10 protein-coding genes are annotated in these 14,188 nt (G+C 40.5%); 8 read left to right on the forward strand and 2 right to left on the reverse strand.

The features are described from left to right. Window positions 1-504: 504 nt before the first annotated feature. A complete protein-coding gene (locus tag DBR32_RS04290) occupies window positions 505-1,443 on the reverse strand; it encodes a hypothetical protein (RefSeq protein WP_124635073.1) in 939 nt (312 codons plus the stop codon). Between the two features lie 146 nt (window positions 1,444-1,589). On the opposite strand from DBR32_RS04290, the gene rpsT reads away from it, so the two are divergent. Further along, the gene (rpsT, locus tag DBR32_RS04295; protein WP_124635074.1) at window positions 1,590-1,844 is read left to right on the forward strand and encodes a 30S ribosomal protein S20; all 255 of its coding nucleotides are present in this window, start codon (window positions 1,590-1,592) and stop codon (window positions 1,842-1,844) included. A 111-nt stretch (window positions 1,845-1,955) separates the two neighbouring features. Then, window positions 1,956-3,218 (forward strand): DUF2851 family protein, encoded by a 1,263-nt coding sequence (locus tag DBR32_RS04300; protein ID WP_124635075.1) that lies wholly within the window; start codon window positions 1,956-1,958, stop codon window positions 3,216-3,218. 52 nt (window positions 3,219-3,270) lie between these two features. On the opposite strand, the gene DBR32_RS04305 is transcribed toward DBR32_RS04300, so the two are convergent. Then, on the reverse strand, window positions 3,271-3,819 hold the full coding sequence (locus tag DBR32_RS04305) for a hypothetical protein (RefSeq protein ID WP_124635076.1): 549 nt from the start codon (window positions 3,817-3,819) through the stop codon (window positions 3,271-3,273). A 186-nt stretch (window positions 3,820-4,005) separates the two neighbouring features. Here DBR32_RS04305 and gyrA point away from each other — a divergent pair, with 186 nt between their 5' ends. The 6 genes from gyrA (at window position 4,006) to DBR32_RS04335 (ending at window position 14,114) form a co-directional block, all read left to right on the forward strand. Continuing rightward, window positions 4,006-6,750 carry a DNA gyrase subunit A gene (gyrA, locus tag DBR32_RS04310; protein WP_124635077.1) on the forward strand — a complete coding sequence of 915 codons (2,745 nt, stop codon included), beginning with the start codon at window positions 4,006-4,008 and terminating at the stop codon, window positions 6,748-6,750. Window positions 6,751-6,842: 92 nt separating this feature from the next. After that, window positions 6,843-7,616: a 3'-5' exonuclease gene (locus tag DBR32_RS04315; protein WP_124635078.1), complete on the forward strand. Its 774-nt coding sequence runs from the start codon at window positions 6,843-6,845 to the stop codon at window positions 7,614-7,616. Window positions 7,617-7,624: 8 nt separating this feature from the next. Further along, a complete protein-coding gene (locus DBR32_RS04320; RefSeq protein ID WP_124635079.1) occupies window positions 7,625-8,356 on the forward strand; it encodes a polyprenol monophosphomannose synthase in 732 nt (243 codons plus the stop codon). Between the two features lie 188 nt (window positions 8,357-8,544). Beyond that, on the forward strand, window positions 8,545-9,549 hold the full coding sequence (locus DBR32_RS04325; protein ID WP_124635080.1) for a fumarylacetoacetate hydrolase family protein: 1,005 nt from the start codon (window positions 8,545-8,547) through the stop codon (window positions 9,547-9,549). Window positions 9,550-9,634: 85 nt separating this feature from the next. Beyond that, window positions 9,635-11,104: an oligosaccharide flippase family protein gene (locus tag DBR32_RS04330; RefSeq protein ID WP_124635081.1), complete on the forward strand. Its 1,470-nt coding sequence runs from the start codon at window positions 9,635-9,637 to the stop codon at window positions 11,102-11,104. A gap of 91 nt (window positions 11,105-11,195) precedes the next feature. After that, window positions 11,196-14,114: an outer membrane beta-barrel protein gene (locus DBR32_RS04335; protein WP_124635082.1), complete on the forward strand. Its 2,919-nt coding sequence runs from the start codon at window positions 11,196-11,198 to the stop codon at window positions 14,112-14,114. The last annotated feature ends 74 nt before the right edge of the window (window positions 14,115-14,188 follow it).

Consider the following 14,188-nt stretch of genomic DNA (forward strand, 5'->3'; position numbering starts at 1 on the left):
AAAAAAGCAACCAAAATGTTTAAAATGCCGTTAATTTTACCCTGAAACGCAGTACTGTATTGATTAGCAACCAATGAAATCTTTATTGAAATAAACAGCTTCTATCGTGTTGGTAGGCGCTTAAGTAACTTAATGATGCGCTATAAAGGGGAATATCATCGATTTGGACAGTTTCTTCTAACAAAACCCTACCCTGTTTATTGTATAATAAGCCACAAAGTATTTCCGGGACTATATATAATAAGTACAATAAGCAAGGAGCTAAAGCATTAGAACCACATAACATTAATTGAGTATCCGCTTTTAGGAAACAAGAACTTACTTTATTCGTTGGGTTTTCCTTTATGGCTTTTGGAACCTTTTGACTTGACGCAATTTGCTGCGTTATATCTTTTGATTGTTGAGCCTTTAGACGATGCAAACTAAGTGTATTCATGACCGGCTATACTATATATAATACAACGCATACACAACATCTACACCCAGGCAAAAGACAAGCTAATACTACAGGAAGGTAACGAGGATGCCCACGAGCCCTTTTAAGAGCATAAGACCATCTACAATAAACAGGTAAAATAATAAGGGCTGAGGTCTCCGTAGTAAACGAACCACATACCATAAACCCAATAAAGGCAGGAGACTTAGCACGGTTTGCCCTATTGTATATTGACCATACCAGGCCATTATACAAACCAACAAAATCGATAGTATATATAAAGGTATCAGAACAAAGCGTATTGTTTTCTTTAAACCTAAGGATACGACAAAGGTCCGCAGCCCGCTCCGAGCATCTACGGCATAGTCTTTAATATCAAATAAAATACAAAGCTGCAGGATATAAAGGGTATTATAAAGACAGAGTAACATAAAAAGCGGACTGTAGGCCGGCTTACTTCCAATCAGCCATTGGCTGCTCATCACCGGTAACACCGTAATCGTCATCGTCCATAATAAGGAGATGACCAAAGGTTTCAGTACACCATAACGGCGTATATTAAAACGGCCATACCCAATATATGAAAAGGCCAACAGCAGGGCACCTGATATAATTGCATAATCAAGTGGTGCAATGACCTGATGCCTGATAATCGGTATATAATAATATAACGCGGCAAACAGGATAACTGCGGCCCATAAAAATTGTTGCGCCCTTACGAGACGATCGTTTTTAATATACCATAAGGTTCTTTGTACATAAAAGGGGTTTTGAAAAACACTGTCTGTCTTTGCATCTTTAAGTGACCGATAGGCATTAGTATAAAATACAATAACCCCCAGGAACATAATAGCCAGATAATGCCCATCAAAAAAAGGGATGTTCAAAGTAAAAAGGGACTCTAAACATAAAGCAAGCGCGCAGAGTGCATAGAAATAATTACCAAAAAACAGGAATTTCAGGTAATTTCGCCGAAGGATATACGTTCTAATCGTCTTAATCGTCATTTTATAAGAGGGATGCGTGCTATAGGTACTTCATTACAGCCTGTAAACTCAAATATAAGGCCTTAATTAAAAAAAAATAAAAAAAATTTGACAGATTAAAAAATTATGATACCTTTGCAGTCCAAAATTTATAACAACATTTTACAATGGCAAATCATAAAGCAACCCGTAAAGACGTAAGACAAGCTGCTAAACGTCGCGATCGCAACAGATACTATGGCAAAACTACTCGTAATGCCATTCGTACCTTGTTAGCTACAAGTGAAAAAGAAGTAGCGACAGAAAAATTACCAAAAGTAATTTCTATGATTGACAAATTAGCAAAACGCAATGTTATTCATAAGAATAAAGCGAATAACTTAAAATCAAAATTAACTAGAAAAATTACAGCTACTGCTTAATTTTCAATTAGTTTACTAAGATATAAAAGAAGCGCCACGGTAACACACCGTGGCGCTTCTTTTATATGTAATCAAAAGTGCGTAATATTAGGGTACTAAACAACCTGACCTATGAACGAAAAGTTATTTCAGTTTATATGGCAATACGCACTATTTAACCCTCAAAATTTATGCTTAAAAGACGGCAGAGGGATTACGATTATACACAGAGGGCAGCATAACCCCGATGCAGGCCCTGATTTTATCGGTGCAAAATTGCTCATCGAAAATACCACCTGGATAGGTAATATTGAGCTTCACCTGAAAGAAAGCGACTGGCTTAAACATCAGCATCATAAGGATACCAATTATCACAACATTATTTTACATGTGGTGCTGGAGGAAGATGTGTCTTATAGCCTGGGCAATTTTCCGGTATTGAGCCTTAAAGGAAAGATCAAACAGACCCTGATTACCTACTATGAGCAATTAATGCTGCAACAGCAAACTATTGCCTGCAACACCGCGACACAACAGGTGCCGGAACTACTGCGGAACCATTGGCTGGATCGCTTGCTTGTAGAACGCTGGGAGGAAAAATCTGCTGCTATGGAAGCGCTATTGGTAAAGAGTAATTACGACTGGAGAGGCTTGCTCTATCACCGTATAGCCTATAATTTAGGCACTAAAGCGAACGCTGCCGCGTTTGCACAGCTGGCACTGCAAACACCCCTGAATATTTTATCGAAGCATAGAACAGAATTATCCCATATAGAAGCTATTTTATTTGGCCAGGCAGGTCTTATACCCGAAGTACCCCAGGATCCTTATGCGATAGAGCTGACGATACATTATGCTTTTTATAAACAGAAATACCAACTTCAGGCAGTACCGAAACACATCTGGAAATTTTCGAGAATGCGACCGGCACATTTTCCGACCATTCGGCTGGCTCAGTTGGCCATGTTACTCCACAAAAGCCATGACCTGTTTTCTAAAATGATCACAGCAAAAGATAATCTGGAGATAGAGGCGCTCTTGTATACAGAAGTAAGTACCTACTGGCAGGATCATTACACCTTCGAAAAGCCCGCTAAAAGAACTCAAAAACACATGGGCAAGTCTATGATCCAAAATATCATTATCAACACCATAGCCCCCATACAATACCTCTATGCGGCCCATACGGACAACCTGCATCAAAAAGAAAAGGCACTGCAGCTGTTACACGGTACTCCTCCGGAGGAAAACCATATTCTGGATAAATGGGCGGCATTAAATATTACTCCGCAAAATGCCGTCCAATCTCAAGCCCTGATACAGCTTTACAATCATTATTGCAGTAAAAAGCAATGTTTACGCTGTAGCATCGGACACTATCTCTTAAAACAATAAGCGCAACCGGTGCCGGTTGCGCTTATTGTTGATGCTATGTCTACAGGATGATTTAAAGACCCTGAAAAATCTCACTTGAAGTACTGTTATTCGGCAACATTTTCATCTTGTTTTTATAACCGGCTGTTTGCACCCAGTATACAATCCAGAGTACAAATGCAACCAGTCCAATCACACCACCCAATACAGAAATGGCATCGAAGGCCGCATTAGGATCCTGGGTCGGCATTTCGCCCGAGAGCATGCTTTTATACTTAGCAATTGTATCGGACATATTGAACAGGCCCATCACCGTACTTATAATAGACAATACTGCATAAGTCATCCCTACTCCATAAGTGGGTTTTGCTGTAGGTAAAGGCTGGCCTTTGGATTGATACTCTGCAACAATCGTTTGGGAAAGTTTGTTAACGACATACAGATACCAAAAAGAGCCAAAGTAAGGAATCAGCAACAACCATACCAAATTAGGATTCATTTGACGGTTTGCAACAGCCGCAGCCTTAATTGTATTGCTAAGGTTTAATAAATAAATAATAAATACGGTAAGCCCGATAAGTGCCCCTATCAACATGACTATACCTAATGCTGCCATCATCATAATATTGTTTTTTTTGAAGTGAAAAAGATACCGCAAAATACAATTATTTCCCTAAAAATCAAGGCTCGAAAAAGCCTGTAAAAAAGAATTATCAACAATGTGGAAAAAGGTTTAATATATGAATTAATATATGACACTCAGAGCCATTAAATACCGTATATTTGCGAGACTTTTTAAGCCAAGATAATGAGCGATAATACAAATGAAATCCTTCCGAATGAGGGGGGCGAGAATGAGCCACAAAACAGAATTGTAGCTGTAAATATTGAAGAGCAGATGAAAAGCGCATACATCGACTATTCGATGTCTGTAATTGTAGGCCGTGCCCTACCCGATGTGCGTGACGGATTGAAACCCGTACACCGTCGTGTGCTTTATGCCATGAATGAATTGAGCATGGCACATAACAAGCCTCATAAGAAATCTGCCCGTGTGGTAGGGGAAGTTTTAGGTAAATATCACCCGCATGGTGACTCCTCTGTGTATGATGCGATGGTACGTATGGCCCAACCCTGGAGCATGCGTTACATGATGGTTGATGGCCAGGGTAACTTTGGCTCTCAGGATGGAGATGGTCCGGCAGCGATGCGTTATACTGAGGTACGGATGCAACGTTATGCAGAAAGCATGATTGAGGACATCGAAAAAGAAACGGTTGACTTTGGATTAAACTTTGATGACAGTCTTGAAGAACCGACGGTATTACCGACGCGTATTCCTCAGTTACTGGTAAATGGTTCCAGTGGTATTGCTGTGGGTATGGCCACCAATATTATGCCGCACAACCTTACGGAAGTAATCAATGGTTGTATTGCCTATATCGAAAATAAAGAAATTACCATTGATGAGCTGATGCATTACGTAAAGGCTCCGGATTTTCCGACAGGTGGTATCATCTACGGAATCGACGGAATCAAGCAGGGATTCCAAACAGGCCGCGGACGTGTTGTCTTAAGGGGTCGTGTTACGGTTGAGACGTTAAAAAATGGTAAAGATCAGATCGTCATCACGGAAGTACCTTATCAGGTAAGCCGCGATGCCCTGGCCGAAAAGATCGGTTACCTGGTGAATAATAAAATCATTGACGGCATTACCCATGTAGCCAATGAATCGAATAAAGAAGGTACAAGGGTTGTGGTAGAGCTGCGCAGAGATGCAGTTGCTCAGGTAATCATCAACCAATTGTATAAATACAGTGAATTACAAACTTCTTATGGCATCAATAATGTAGCGCTGGTAAAAGGTCGTCCGCGTACCTTGAACCTGAAAGACATGATTTCGGAGTTTGTCGCATTCCGTCATGAGGTCGTTACAAAAAGAACACAATACGAGTTAAGAGAAGCAGAGAAAAGAGCGCATATTCTGGAAGGCTACATGAAAGTAGTTGGTACGCAAAATGACCTGGACCGAGCCATCAAAATTATCAGGGAAAGCAAAACACCTGATGAAGCCAGAGAAGGTTTAATGACTTCTTTTGATTTATCGGAAATTCAGGCAAAAGCCATCTTAGAATTACGTTTACGGACGCTTACCGGACTGGAGATTGATAAGATCAGAAGTGAATATGATGAACTCATGAAAACCATCAATCATTTAAAAGGAATTTTGGCAGATGAGTCGATCCGTTTTGACATTATCAAAGGAGAATTATTAGAAGTACAAAAGAAATTCGGGGACGAGCGTCGCACTGAGATTCAATATGCTTCGGGCGATATGCGTATCGAAGATATGATCGCAGAAGAAGATGTGGTGATCACGATTTCTCACTTAGGCTATATCAAACGTGCTTCTGTAGCAGATTATCGCTCTCAGAAAAGAGGTGGTCGTGGCGCTATGGGTGGCAAAACGAGGGACGAAGATTATCTGGAACACCTGTTCATTGCCTCTACACATGATACCCTCTTGTTCTTTACGGAAAAAGGAAGGTGTTATTGGCTTAAGGTATATGAAATTCCGGAAACGGATAAAAATGCTAAAGGACGGGCTATCCAAAACTTAATGCAAATACCACAGGATGATAAAATCCGCGTGATCCTCGATGTACCTAAGCTAGATGATGAAGCCTTTGTAGACAAACATAATATTGTATTGTGTACCAAAAAAGGGATCATTAAGAAAACAAAATTAAAAGAGTTCAGCCGTCCGCGTCAAACCGGGGTGAATGCAATTACCATCAATGAAGGCGATCAATTGTTAGATGTAGCCTTAACTGACGGCGAAAGCTTTATTATGATGGCGATCAAATCCGGTAGAGCGATTAGCTTTAACGAAGACCGCGTAAGAGCAACGGGTCGTGGCGCTATCGGTGTTTCCGGAATTGAATTAGAAGGAGAAAGCGATGCCGTAGTCGGAATGATCTGTTTATCTAAAGACTTTAAGGACAGAGACCGACAAGTATTGGTGGTATCGGAAAAAGGTTTGGGTAAACGTACACCATTCTTTGAATTAATCGGAGAAGAGGCTACAGATGAAGATAAGGAGAAAGCTTTTACGCTGAAAAATGAAGACGGTTCAGAAAGTTTATACCAATTGAGTTACCGGATCACGAATCGTGGTGGTAAAGGGGTAAAAACCATGAACATTACAGATAAAACAGGTCCTTTGGCCGGCTTATTATCTGTGACTCAGGCCGATGATCTGATGATTACTTGTCAAAGTGGTCTGACCATCAGAATGAAAGTGGAAAGTGTAAGAGAAGCCGGCAGAGCAACGCAAGGGGTTAAACTGATCAATATTGACAATAAAGACCAGATTGCAGCTATTGCCCGTATTCAGGATCAGGGAGAAGAAGAGGAAATTATAGAAGAAGGTGATGTAGTAGTATCAACGGATCCGGAAGGAACAAACCCGACGGCAACCGAAGAGCAAACTCCTGATGCAAATAATGAAGAAACACCTGATACGACGCCTGATGCACCTGCAGCGGAATAACTCCAGGTTCTAAACAAAGCATAATAATCATTATCAAAAAAACGACTATTGTATTCATAAACCAATAGTCGTTTTACATAGACCACCACAATATGGCACAATTACAGTTAGAAAAACCAATTGCGTTCTTTGATTTGGAAACGACGGGTGTTGACCCGGCTAAAGACAGGATCATTGAAATTGCCATTGTCAAATTAAATACGGACGGCACAAGAGATACTTATATCAAACGCATCAACCCGGAAAGGGCGATACCGGCCGAAACAACGGCTATTCACGGCATTACTGATGATGATGTAAAAGACGCCCCTACCTTTAAACAAGTGGCGCACGACATTTTCACTTTTATAAAAAATTGTGATTTGGGTGGCTATAATTCTAATAAATTTGACATTCCTTGTCTGGCAGAAGAATTATTAAGAGCTGGTGTGGAAGTAGATTTTAAGAAAAGAAAATTGGTTGATGTACAACAGGTATTTTACAAAATGGAACCCCGTACCTTGAGTGCTGCTTATAATTTTTATTGTCAGAAAGAACATGTCAATGCCCATGCGGCCCTGGCAGATGTTGAAGCGACTATTGAAATATTGGAATCACAGCTGGATAGATATAACGGAACCATAGAAAATAACGTTGTTGAATTACATAAATTTACGGGAGGAGATGATTTTGTAGATTATGCCCGTAGAATTGTACTGAAAAATGGTGTAGCGGTTTTCAACTTTGGCAAACACAAAGGGGTTCCTGTAGAGCAGGTATTTAAGAAAGAACCTCAGTATTATGATTGGATGATGCAATCAGATTTCGCACTCAATACCAAACAGTGCATTTCTGAAATTTTGAACGCGATGTTATTAAAAAAATAGAACCCATTTTGGCAGAAAAAACGAACAATTTAAAAAAGCTGGTCGTCATACCTACGTATAACGAGAAAGAAAATGCCGCACTAATCATTGCTGCTGTCATGGAGCTACCCGGAGATTTCCATGTGCTCATTGTAGATGATGGTTCTCCAGATGGTACGGCAGATATCGTAAAAGATCTGATGCAGCATACCTATGGCCAACGTTTACATATTCAGGAACGTACCGGTAAATTAGGTTTGGGCACCGCATACATACATGGGTTTAAATGGGCATTACAACAGGGATACGATTATATTTTTGAAATGGATGCCGATTTTTCACACAAACCGAAAGACCTGATCCGCTTATTTGAGGCTTGCCATACCGAAGGTGCAGACCTTAGTGTTGGCTCTAGATATGTAAAAGGCGGCAAGTTGGAAAACTGGCCTGCCGATCGTATCTTTTTATCGAAAGGTGCCTCTTTTTATACCAGAATCATTACCTGGATGCCAGTACGGGACAGCACTGCAGGTTTTGTCTGCTATAAACGAAAAGTATTAGAAACCTTACCACTTGATGAGATCAGATTCATTGGTTACGCCTTCCAGATCGAAATGAAATACCGCTCCTGGAAAGCCGGTTTTAAAATAAAGGAAGTACCCATCACCTTTACAGACAGAGTACTGGGCGCATCTAAAATGTCTAAGGGCATTATTAAAGAAGCGGTGTTGGGGGTCTGGAAAATGAAGTGGTTTATCTAACCCAAAGTATATTGAATAGCGGGCATTCTTCAAGGGATGCCCGCTATTTACTACATACTAAAAAGAAAATCGTGCGCGCGGGAATGAACTACAGATACCGGAACAAAACGATTAATGTACACTTATGTAAAACATAAGACTTAAATTTGCCCTTACATTTTTGACTTTAAACATAATCTATTGATACAATGAAATTCGTCTCTCATTTACAAAACGGGAAAGAACAAAGTGCTGTTTTACACAATGGCAAATTATATAATACTGCGGCATTAGATGCCAGCCTGCCAGATACCATGCAAGCAATGCTGGACAATTGGGCGGCAACTTTTGCAATAACGAAAGCAGCTGTAGCCGCTTTGGATGCAGGACAAAAAAGTGTGGAAAGTATCGAGATGGCTGAGGCGACGCTTTTGGCACCGGTACCACGCCCTACATCCTGCAGAGATGGTTATGCTTTCCGTCAGCACGTAGCGGCTGCACGACGTAACCGTGGTGTGGATATGATTGCAGAGTTTGACCAATACCCTATTTTCTATTTTACCAATCATAATGCCATTCAGGGTCCCGGTGAAATCGAATGTATGCCAGATCATTTTGAGAAGCTGGATTTTGAACTGGAAGTAGCCGTAATTGTGGGTAAGAAAGGACGCAACATTACCGCTGCAGAAGCAGATGACTATATCGCGGGATATTGCATCATGAACGATATGAGTGCGCGTACCTTACAAATGGAGGAAATGCTCTTAAACCTCGGGCCTGCAAAAGGAAAAGATTTCTCTACGGTGATCGGACCATGGATGATTACTCCGGACGAGCTGGAAGCATTTAAGGTAGCCCCAAAACCAAATCATACCGGTAATAGCTATAACCTTAAAATGACTTGTACCGTAAATGGCATTCAGGTGAGTGAAGGTAATATGGCCGACATGGACTGGACTTTTGCTGAAATCCTGGAGCGTTGCGCTTACGGTGCAGACATTCTTCCCGGCGATGTAATTGGTAGTGGCACCGTAGGTACCGGCTGTTTCCTGGAACTAAATGGCACGGCAAAATTAAACAATCCGGATGCAGTACCACAATGGCTGTTGCCTAATGATGAAGTGGTTCTGGAAGTGGCAGAAATGGGCGTCTTAACGAATACCATCAAAGCGGTAGATACTGATTTCTCTATTTTAAAATTAAAAAAGAAATAGGTTTATATTGTATTAGCAGTTAGCGCGNNCGCGCTAACTGCTAATACAATAATTTAATTACCTTGCAGCATTAAAACACCTTTCCTTGCGCAAACATTTTGTACAGAATCTGCTTTTTCTACTATTAGTCAATCTAATCGTAAAGCCACTGTGGATCATGGGCATAGACCGCACGGTACAGAATACCGTCGGCAATGCTGTGTATGGAAGCTATTTTGCCATTCTCAATTTCACCATCATCTTCCAGGTATTGCTGGATTTTGGTTTGCAAAACTACAATAACCAGGTTGTCTCCAAAGCGCCGCAGGCGATGCGTAACCTGTTTCCCAATATCATTATCGCTAAGCTGATTCTTTCTTTTATCTATGTTGCTATTATCATAGGTTTGGGTACATTGTGGGGTTATACGACCAGCCATTTCCTGCTGTTAATTACCCTGACTTTAGTACAGATTACCAGTTCATTTCTTTTATTTTTCAGAAGCAATATTGCGGCCCTCCAGTATTTCAAAACAGATAGTATCTTTTCTGTACTTGATCGGTTTCTCGTTATCGGCATTGTCGCCGGCCTGCTGTTCCTTCCACAGATCAGGCATCATTTTACCATTCAACATTTTGCCTTGGCACAGCTGGGTGCTTTTATTGTTGCCGCAGTAGCCGGTTTCTTAACCTGCAGAAAATTAAGTAAACTGCACTGGCATCATATTAAACTAAAAAAAGTCCGGTTGGTATTAAAGCAAAGTATCCCCTATGCACTACTTATTTTCCTGATGAGCATTTATATGCGCTCTGATGTAATCTTATTGGAAAAGCTCGCCACTGATGGGACCCTTGCCGGTAAATATGCAGCCGCCTTCCGGCTACTGGATGTTTGTAATAATATGTCCGGAGTACTGTTTGCCGGTATGTTACTGCCTTTATTAGGCAAAATGATTGCAAAAAAAGAGGATTACCGGTCGATCATAAAATTATCTGCCAATATTTTGATTCCGGCCTCATGGGGCATTTTTATACTTATTTTCTTTTGGGGCGATTTTATTTTCCTGAAGTTATATAAAGAGGTAAGCACTTCGGATACGGCCATATTAAGATGGCTGATGCTATGCTTACCACTGTACGCAATCAATTATATCTACAGCACTTTATTGACAGCCAATGGCAACATTAAAACCCTGGTACGAATTTCTTTCCTTGCCGTCTTGATTAATGTTGGCCTTAATCTTTATGGCATTTATACCTCCGGTGCCAATGCCGGGATTGTTACCGCAAGAAATGCCTTTATTACCTTGCTGTTTGTCAGCGCTTGTAATATCTGGTTTAGTGCCCAGACCATGCATTTACAATTTGACCGAAAATGGATTCTGAGGCATTTACTTTTTTTGATCTGTAGCAGTTTGGGTGCCTATGCGATCGCACATTTTATGAATACATTCCCGGCTATCGCTCAAATGGGTTTTACCCTGTTTATGGCGCTATGCCTCTATCTGCTTTTGGGTATCATTTCCCTGAAAGACCTTAAAACTCCGCTAAAAAAGTTTAGTTCACCGCATAATTAAACTATTAACAATCTTTTGGTTCTAAGATCGTCATTTATAATCAAATAAATGTCAATTTTGCTCATTCGTATCTATCATAAAACATCTAAACATGAGGCTTTTTAGCACAATCATTGCAGTCCTTTTATCCTTAACACTTTCGGCGCAGACGGCCTACAAAATTTCGGGCATTGTAAAAGACAATTTTAACGAAGAAGTACTTGGCGCTATTATCCAGCTCAAAACAACAGAGAATAAGTACATCAAAGGAACCAGTTCCGTAGAAGATGGTAGTTTTATTATTGATGGTGTCGAAAATGGAAAGTACATTCTTAGTATTACCATGATCGGGGCACAACCACTCGAAAAGAATATTGACATCAGTGATAAGGATCTTAATGTGGGTATTCAGAAGTTTGGCAACGCCAATACCAATCTTAAAGAAGTAACCGTAACGTCTACCTTACTGACAGGACAACAAAACCAGGATACCTCAAGCTATAATGCAAATGCCTTTAAAGTGAATCCGGATGCAACCGCAGAAGATTTGGTGAGGAAGATGCCGGGTATAGATCTTAGTGGTGGTGATGTGAAAGCACAAGGAGAGAAGGTGGCCAAAGTACTGGTAGATGGAAAACCTTTTTTTGGTGATGATGCGGCCTCAACATTGAAAAACCTGCCTGCAGAGGTGATCAGCAAAATACAGGTATATGATGAGAAAAGTGAACAATCAAGGCTGACCGGCGTAGATGATGGTGAAACGGTTAAAGCAATTAATATCGTCACGAAAACAGAAAAAAGAGAAGGGACCTTTGGCAAAGTGTTTGCCGGTGGTGGCCTGGATTTTAATAGCATCTCTAATGGGGCGGTCAATAATGATGCCTTCCGTTATAGTGCCGGTGGTAACATCAACTATTTTAAAGGCGATCGCAGGATCAGTTTTATTGCACAAAGTAATAATGTAAATATCCAAAACTTCAGTTCACAGGATTTGTTGGGTATTTCCAGCTCTAGCGGTGGCCGCGGATTCGGCAGAGGCGGCATGGGCGGCGGTAATAGCGCTAACAACTTTATGGTAAATAGCCAAAACGGCATTGCCCAAACCAATGCATTGGGCTTCAACTATACCGATAAATTGGGTAAAAAAGTAGAGCTGACGGCCAGTTATTTTTTCAATAATACCAACACGAATACCACGCAGGAAACAGACCGCCAGTATGTACTGAATAATGAATCGGGACAAACTTATAAGGAGTTGAGTAATGCAACGGCGCATAACTATAACCACCGGGTCAATGCACGCCTGACCTATACGATCGACAGTAACAATACCTTGATATGGGTACCCAGTTTATCACTTCAGAATAACAACAGTAATTCTAACCTGATGGGAAATACTGCTACATTGGACAATAGTATTGCGAACAGTACCAAGAATGATTTCGAATCCAAACTGAACGGGTATAGCTTTTCTAATATGCTGATGTACTTTCATAAGTTTAAAAAAGCGGGTCGTTCTTTTAATATCAGAATTAATAATGGTCTGAATGAGAACAAAGGAAACAGCAGCTTTTATGCCATCAATACGTTCTACCCTACTGTACAGTTGAATGATACCTTAGATCAAAATTCTACCCTGAACCGTACCGGATGGAATATGAACAGTAATGTAGAATATACAGAGCCAATCACCAAGCATAGCGGAATCCAGATTAGTTATAACAACGGGTATCAAAAAACGAATTCTGATAAACTGACCTATAACTATGATGAAAATACTTTAGGCTATACGATGCAGGATACTGCCTTAAGCAATAAGTATACGACGATATACAAAACAAACGCTGTCGGTTTACGCTATACGTTTAATAATAAAATGATTCGTTTTAATGTGGGTGCGGATGCACAAAAATCAGTGCTGGAGGGAGAACGCGTTTTCCCTTATGAATCGGCAATTAATAAAAATTTCCAGAACATTTTACCCCGGGCTATGATGCGGGTTAATTTCAGTAAGACGAAGAACCTGGGCTTGTTCTACCGAACAGCAACCAACGCGCCGAGTGTTACCCAACTACAAGATGTAATCGATAATAGTAATCCTTTGCAATTAACCTCAGGTAATCCGGATCTGAAACAGTCTTATACCCATAACCTGTTTAGCCGTTACTCCAGCTCCAATGCCAAAACGAACAGTATGTTTTTTGTGATGTTACGCGGTAGCCTGACGAATGATTATATCGGTAACAGTACAATTATTGCGGCCAATGATACCACTGTCGGTAATAATATCACCCTTGCGAAAGGTGGCCAATACACCACACAACGCAATATGGACGGGTATTATAGCTTTAACGCGTTCACAACCTACAGTACGCCTATTCCTTCTTTGAAATCGAATATTAATGTGAACCTGAATGGAGGAATCACCCGCACACCGGGATATATCAATAATGCCAAAAACTATTCCAATAACCGGAATGTAGGATTAGGTGTGGTTTTCAGCAGTAACATTAGTGAGAAGATAGATTTTACTTTATCGTCTAATACCAACATGAACTTTGTACAAAATACGCTGAACAGTAATGCAGATAATAACTATCTAAACCAAAGCACACGTTTAGCAGCAAACTATATTTTCTGGAAGGGAATGGTATTGAATACAGAATTGAATCACCAATTGTATGAAGGATTGACCAGCAGTGCTAATCAGAATTTCTTGTTATGGAACGCCGGTATCGGTAAGAAATTGTTCAAAAAACAACAAGCAGAAATTCGCTTATCCGTATTTGACTTATTGGGTCAAAATAGAAGTATTGCACAATCCTTTACAGAATCTTATAACCAAACGGTGAGCTCGAATGTATTACAACGCTATTTCTTACTGACCTTTACTTATAACATTCGTAATTTCAGAAAAGGAAGTACCGAATCGGATATGGAAACTAAAGGCGAAGGTAATATGCGTATGATGCCTCCCCCACCTCCGGGTGGTGGTATGATGCCTCCTCCGGGTGGCGGACCCATGAATTAATTATGTATTATAAAAAGGCAGCCTGTTCAGGCTGCATTTTTATAATACGAAAATATGTGACACTATTGATTGAT

This window comes from Taibaiella sp. KBW10 (assembly GCF_003852495.1).
Classification (GTDB): Bacteria; Bacteroidota; Bacteroidia; order Chitinophagales; family Chitinophagaceae; genus Edaphocola.

Coding starts and splice junctions, on each gene's coding strand:
- DBR32_RS04325 (WP_124635080.1), top strand. CDS start 8,545: ATGAAATTCGTCTCTCATTTACAAAACGGGAAAGAACAAAGTGCTGTT.
- gyrA (WP_124635077.1), top strand. CDS start 4,006: ATGAGCGATAATACAAATGAAATCCTTCCGAATGAGGGGGGCGAGAAT.
- DBR32_RS04305 (WP_124635076.1), bottom strand. CDS start 3,819: ATGATGATGGCAGCATTAGGTATAGTCATGTTGATAGGGGCACTTATC.
- DBR32_RS04300 (WP_124635075.1), top strand. CDS start 1,956: ATGAACGAAAAGTTATTTCAGTTTATATGGCAATACGCACTATTTAAC.
- DBR32_RS04290 (WP_124635073.1), bottom strand. CDS start 1,443: ATGACGATTAAGACGATTAGAACGTATATCCTTCGGCGAAATTACCTG.
- rpsT (WP_124635074.1), top strand. CDS start 1,590: ATGGCAAATCATAAAGCAACCCGTAAAGACGTAAGACAAGCTGCTAAA.
- DBR32_RS04315 (WP_124635078.1), top strand. CDS start 6,843: ATGGCACAATTACAGTTAGAAAAACCAATTGCGTTCTTTGATTTGGAA.
- DBR32_RS04335 (WP_124635082.1), top strand. CDS start 11,196: ATGAGGCTTTTTAGCACAATCATTGCAGTCCTTTTATCCTTAACACTT.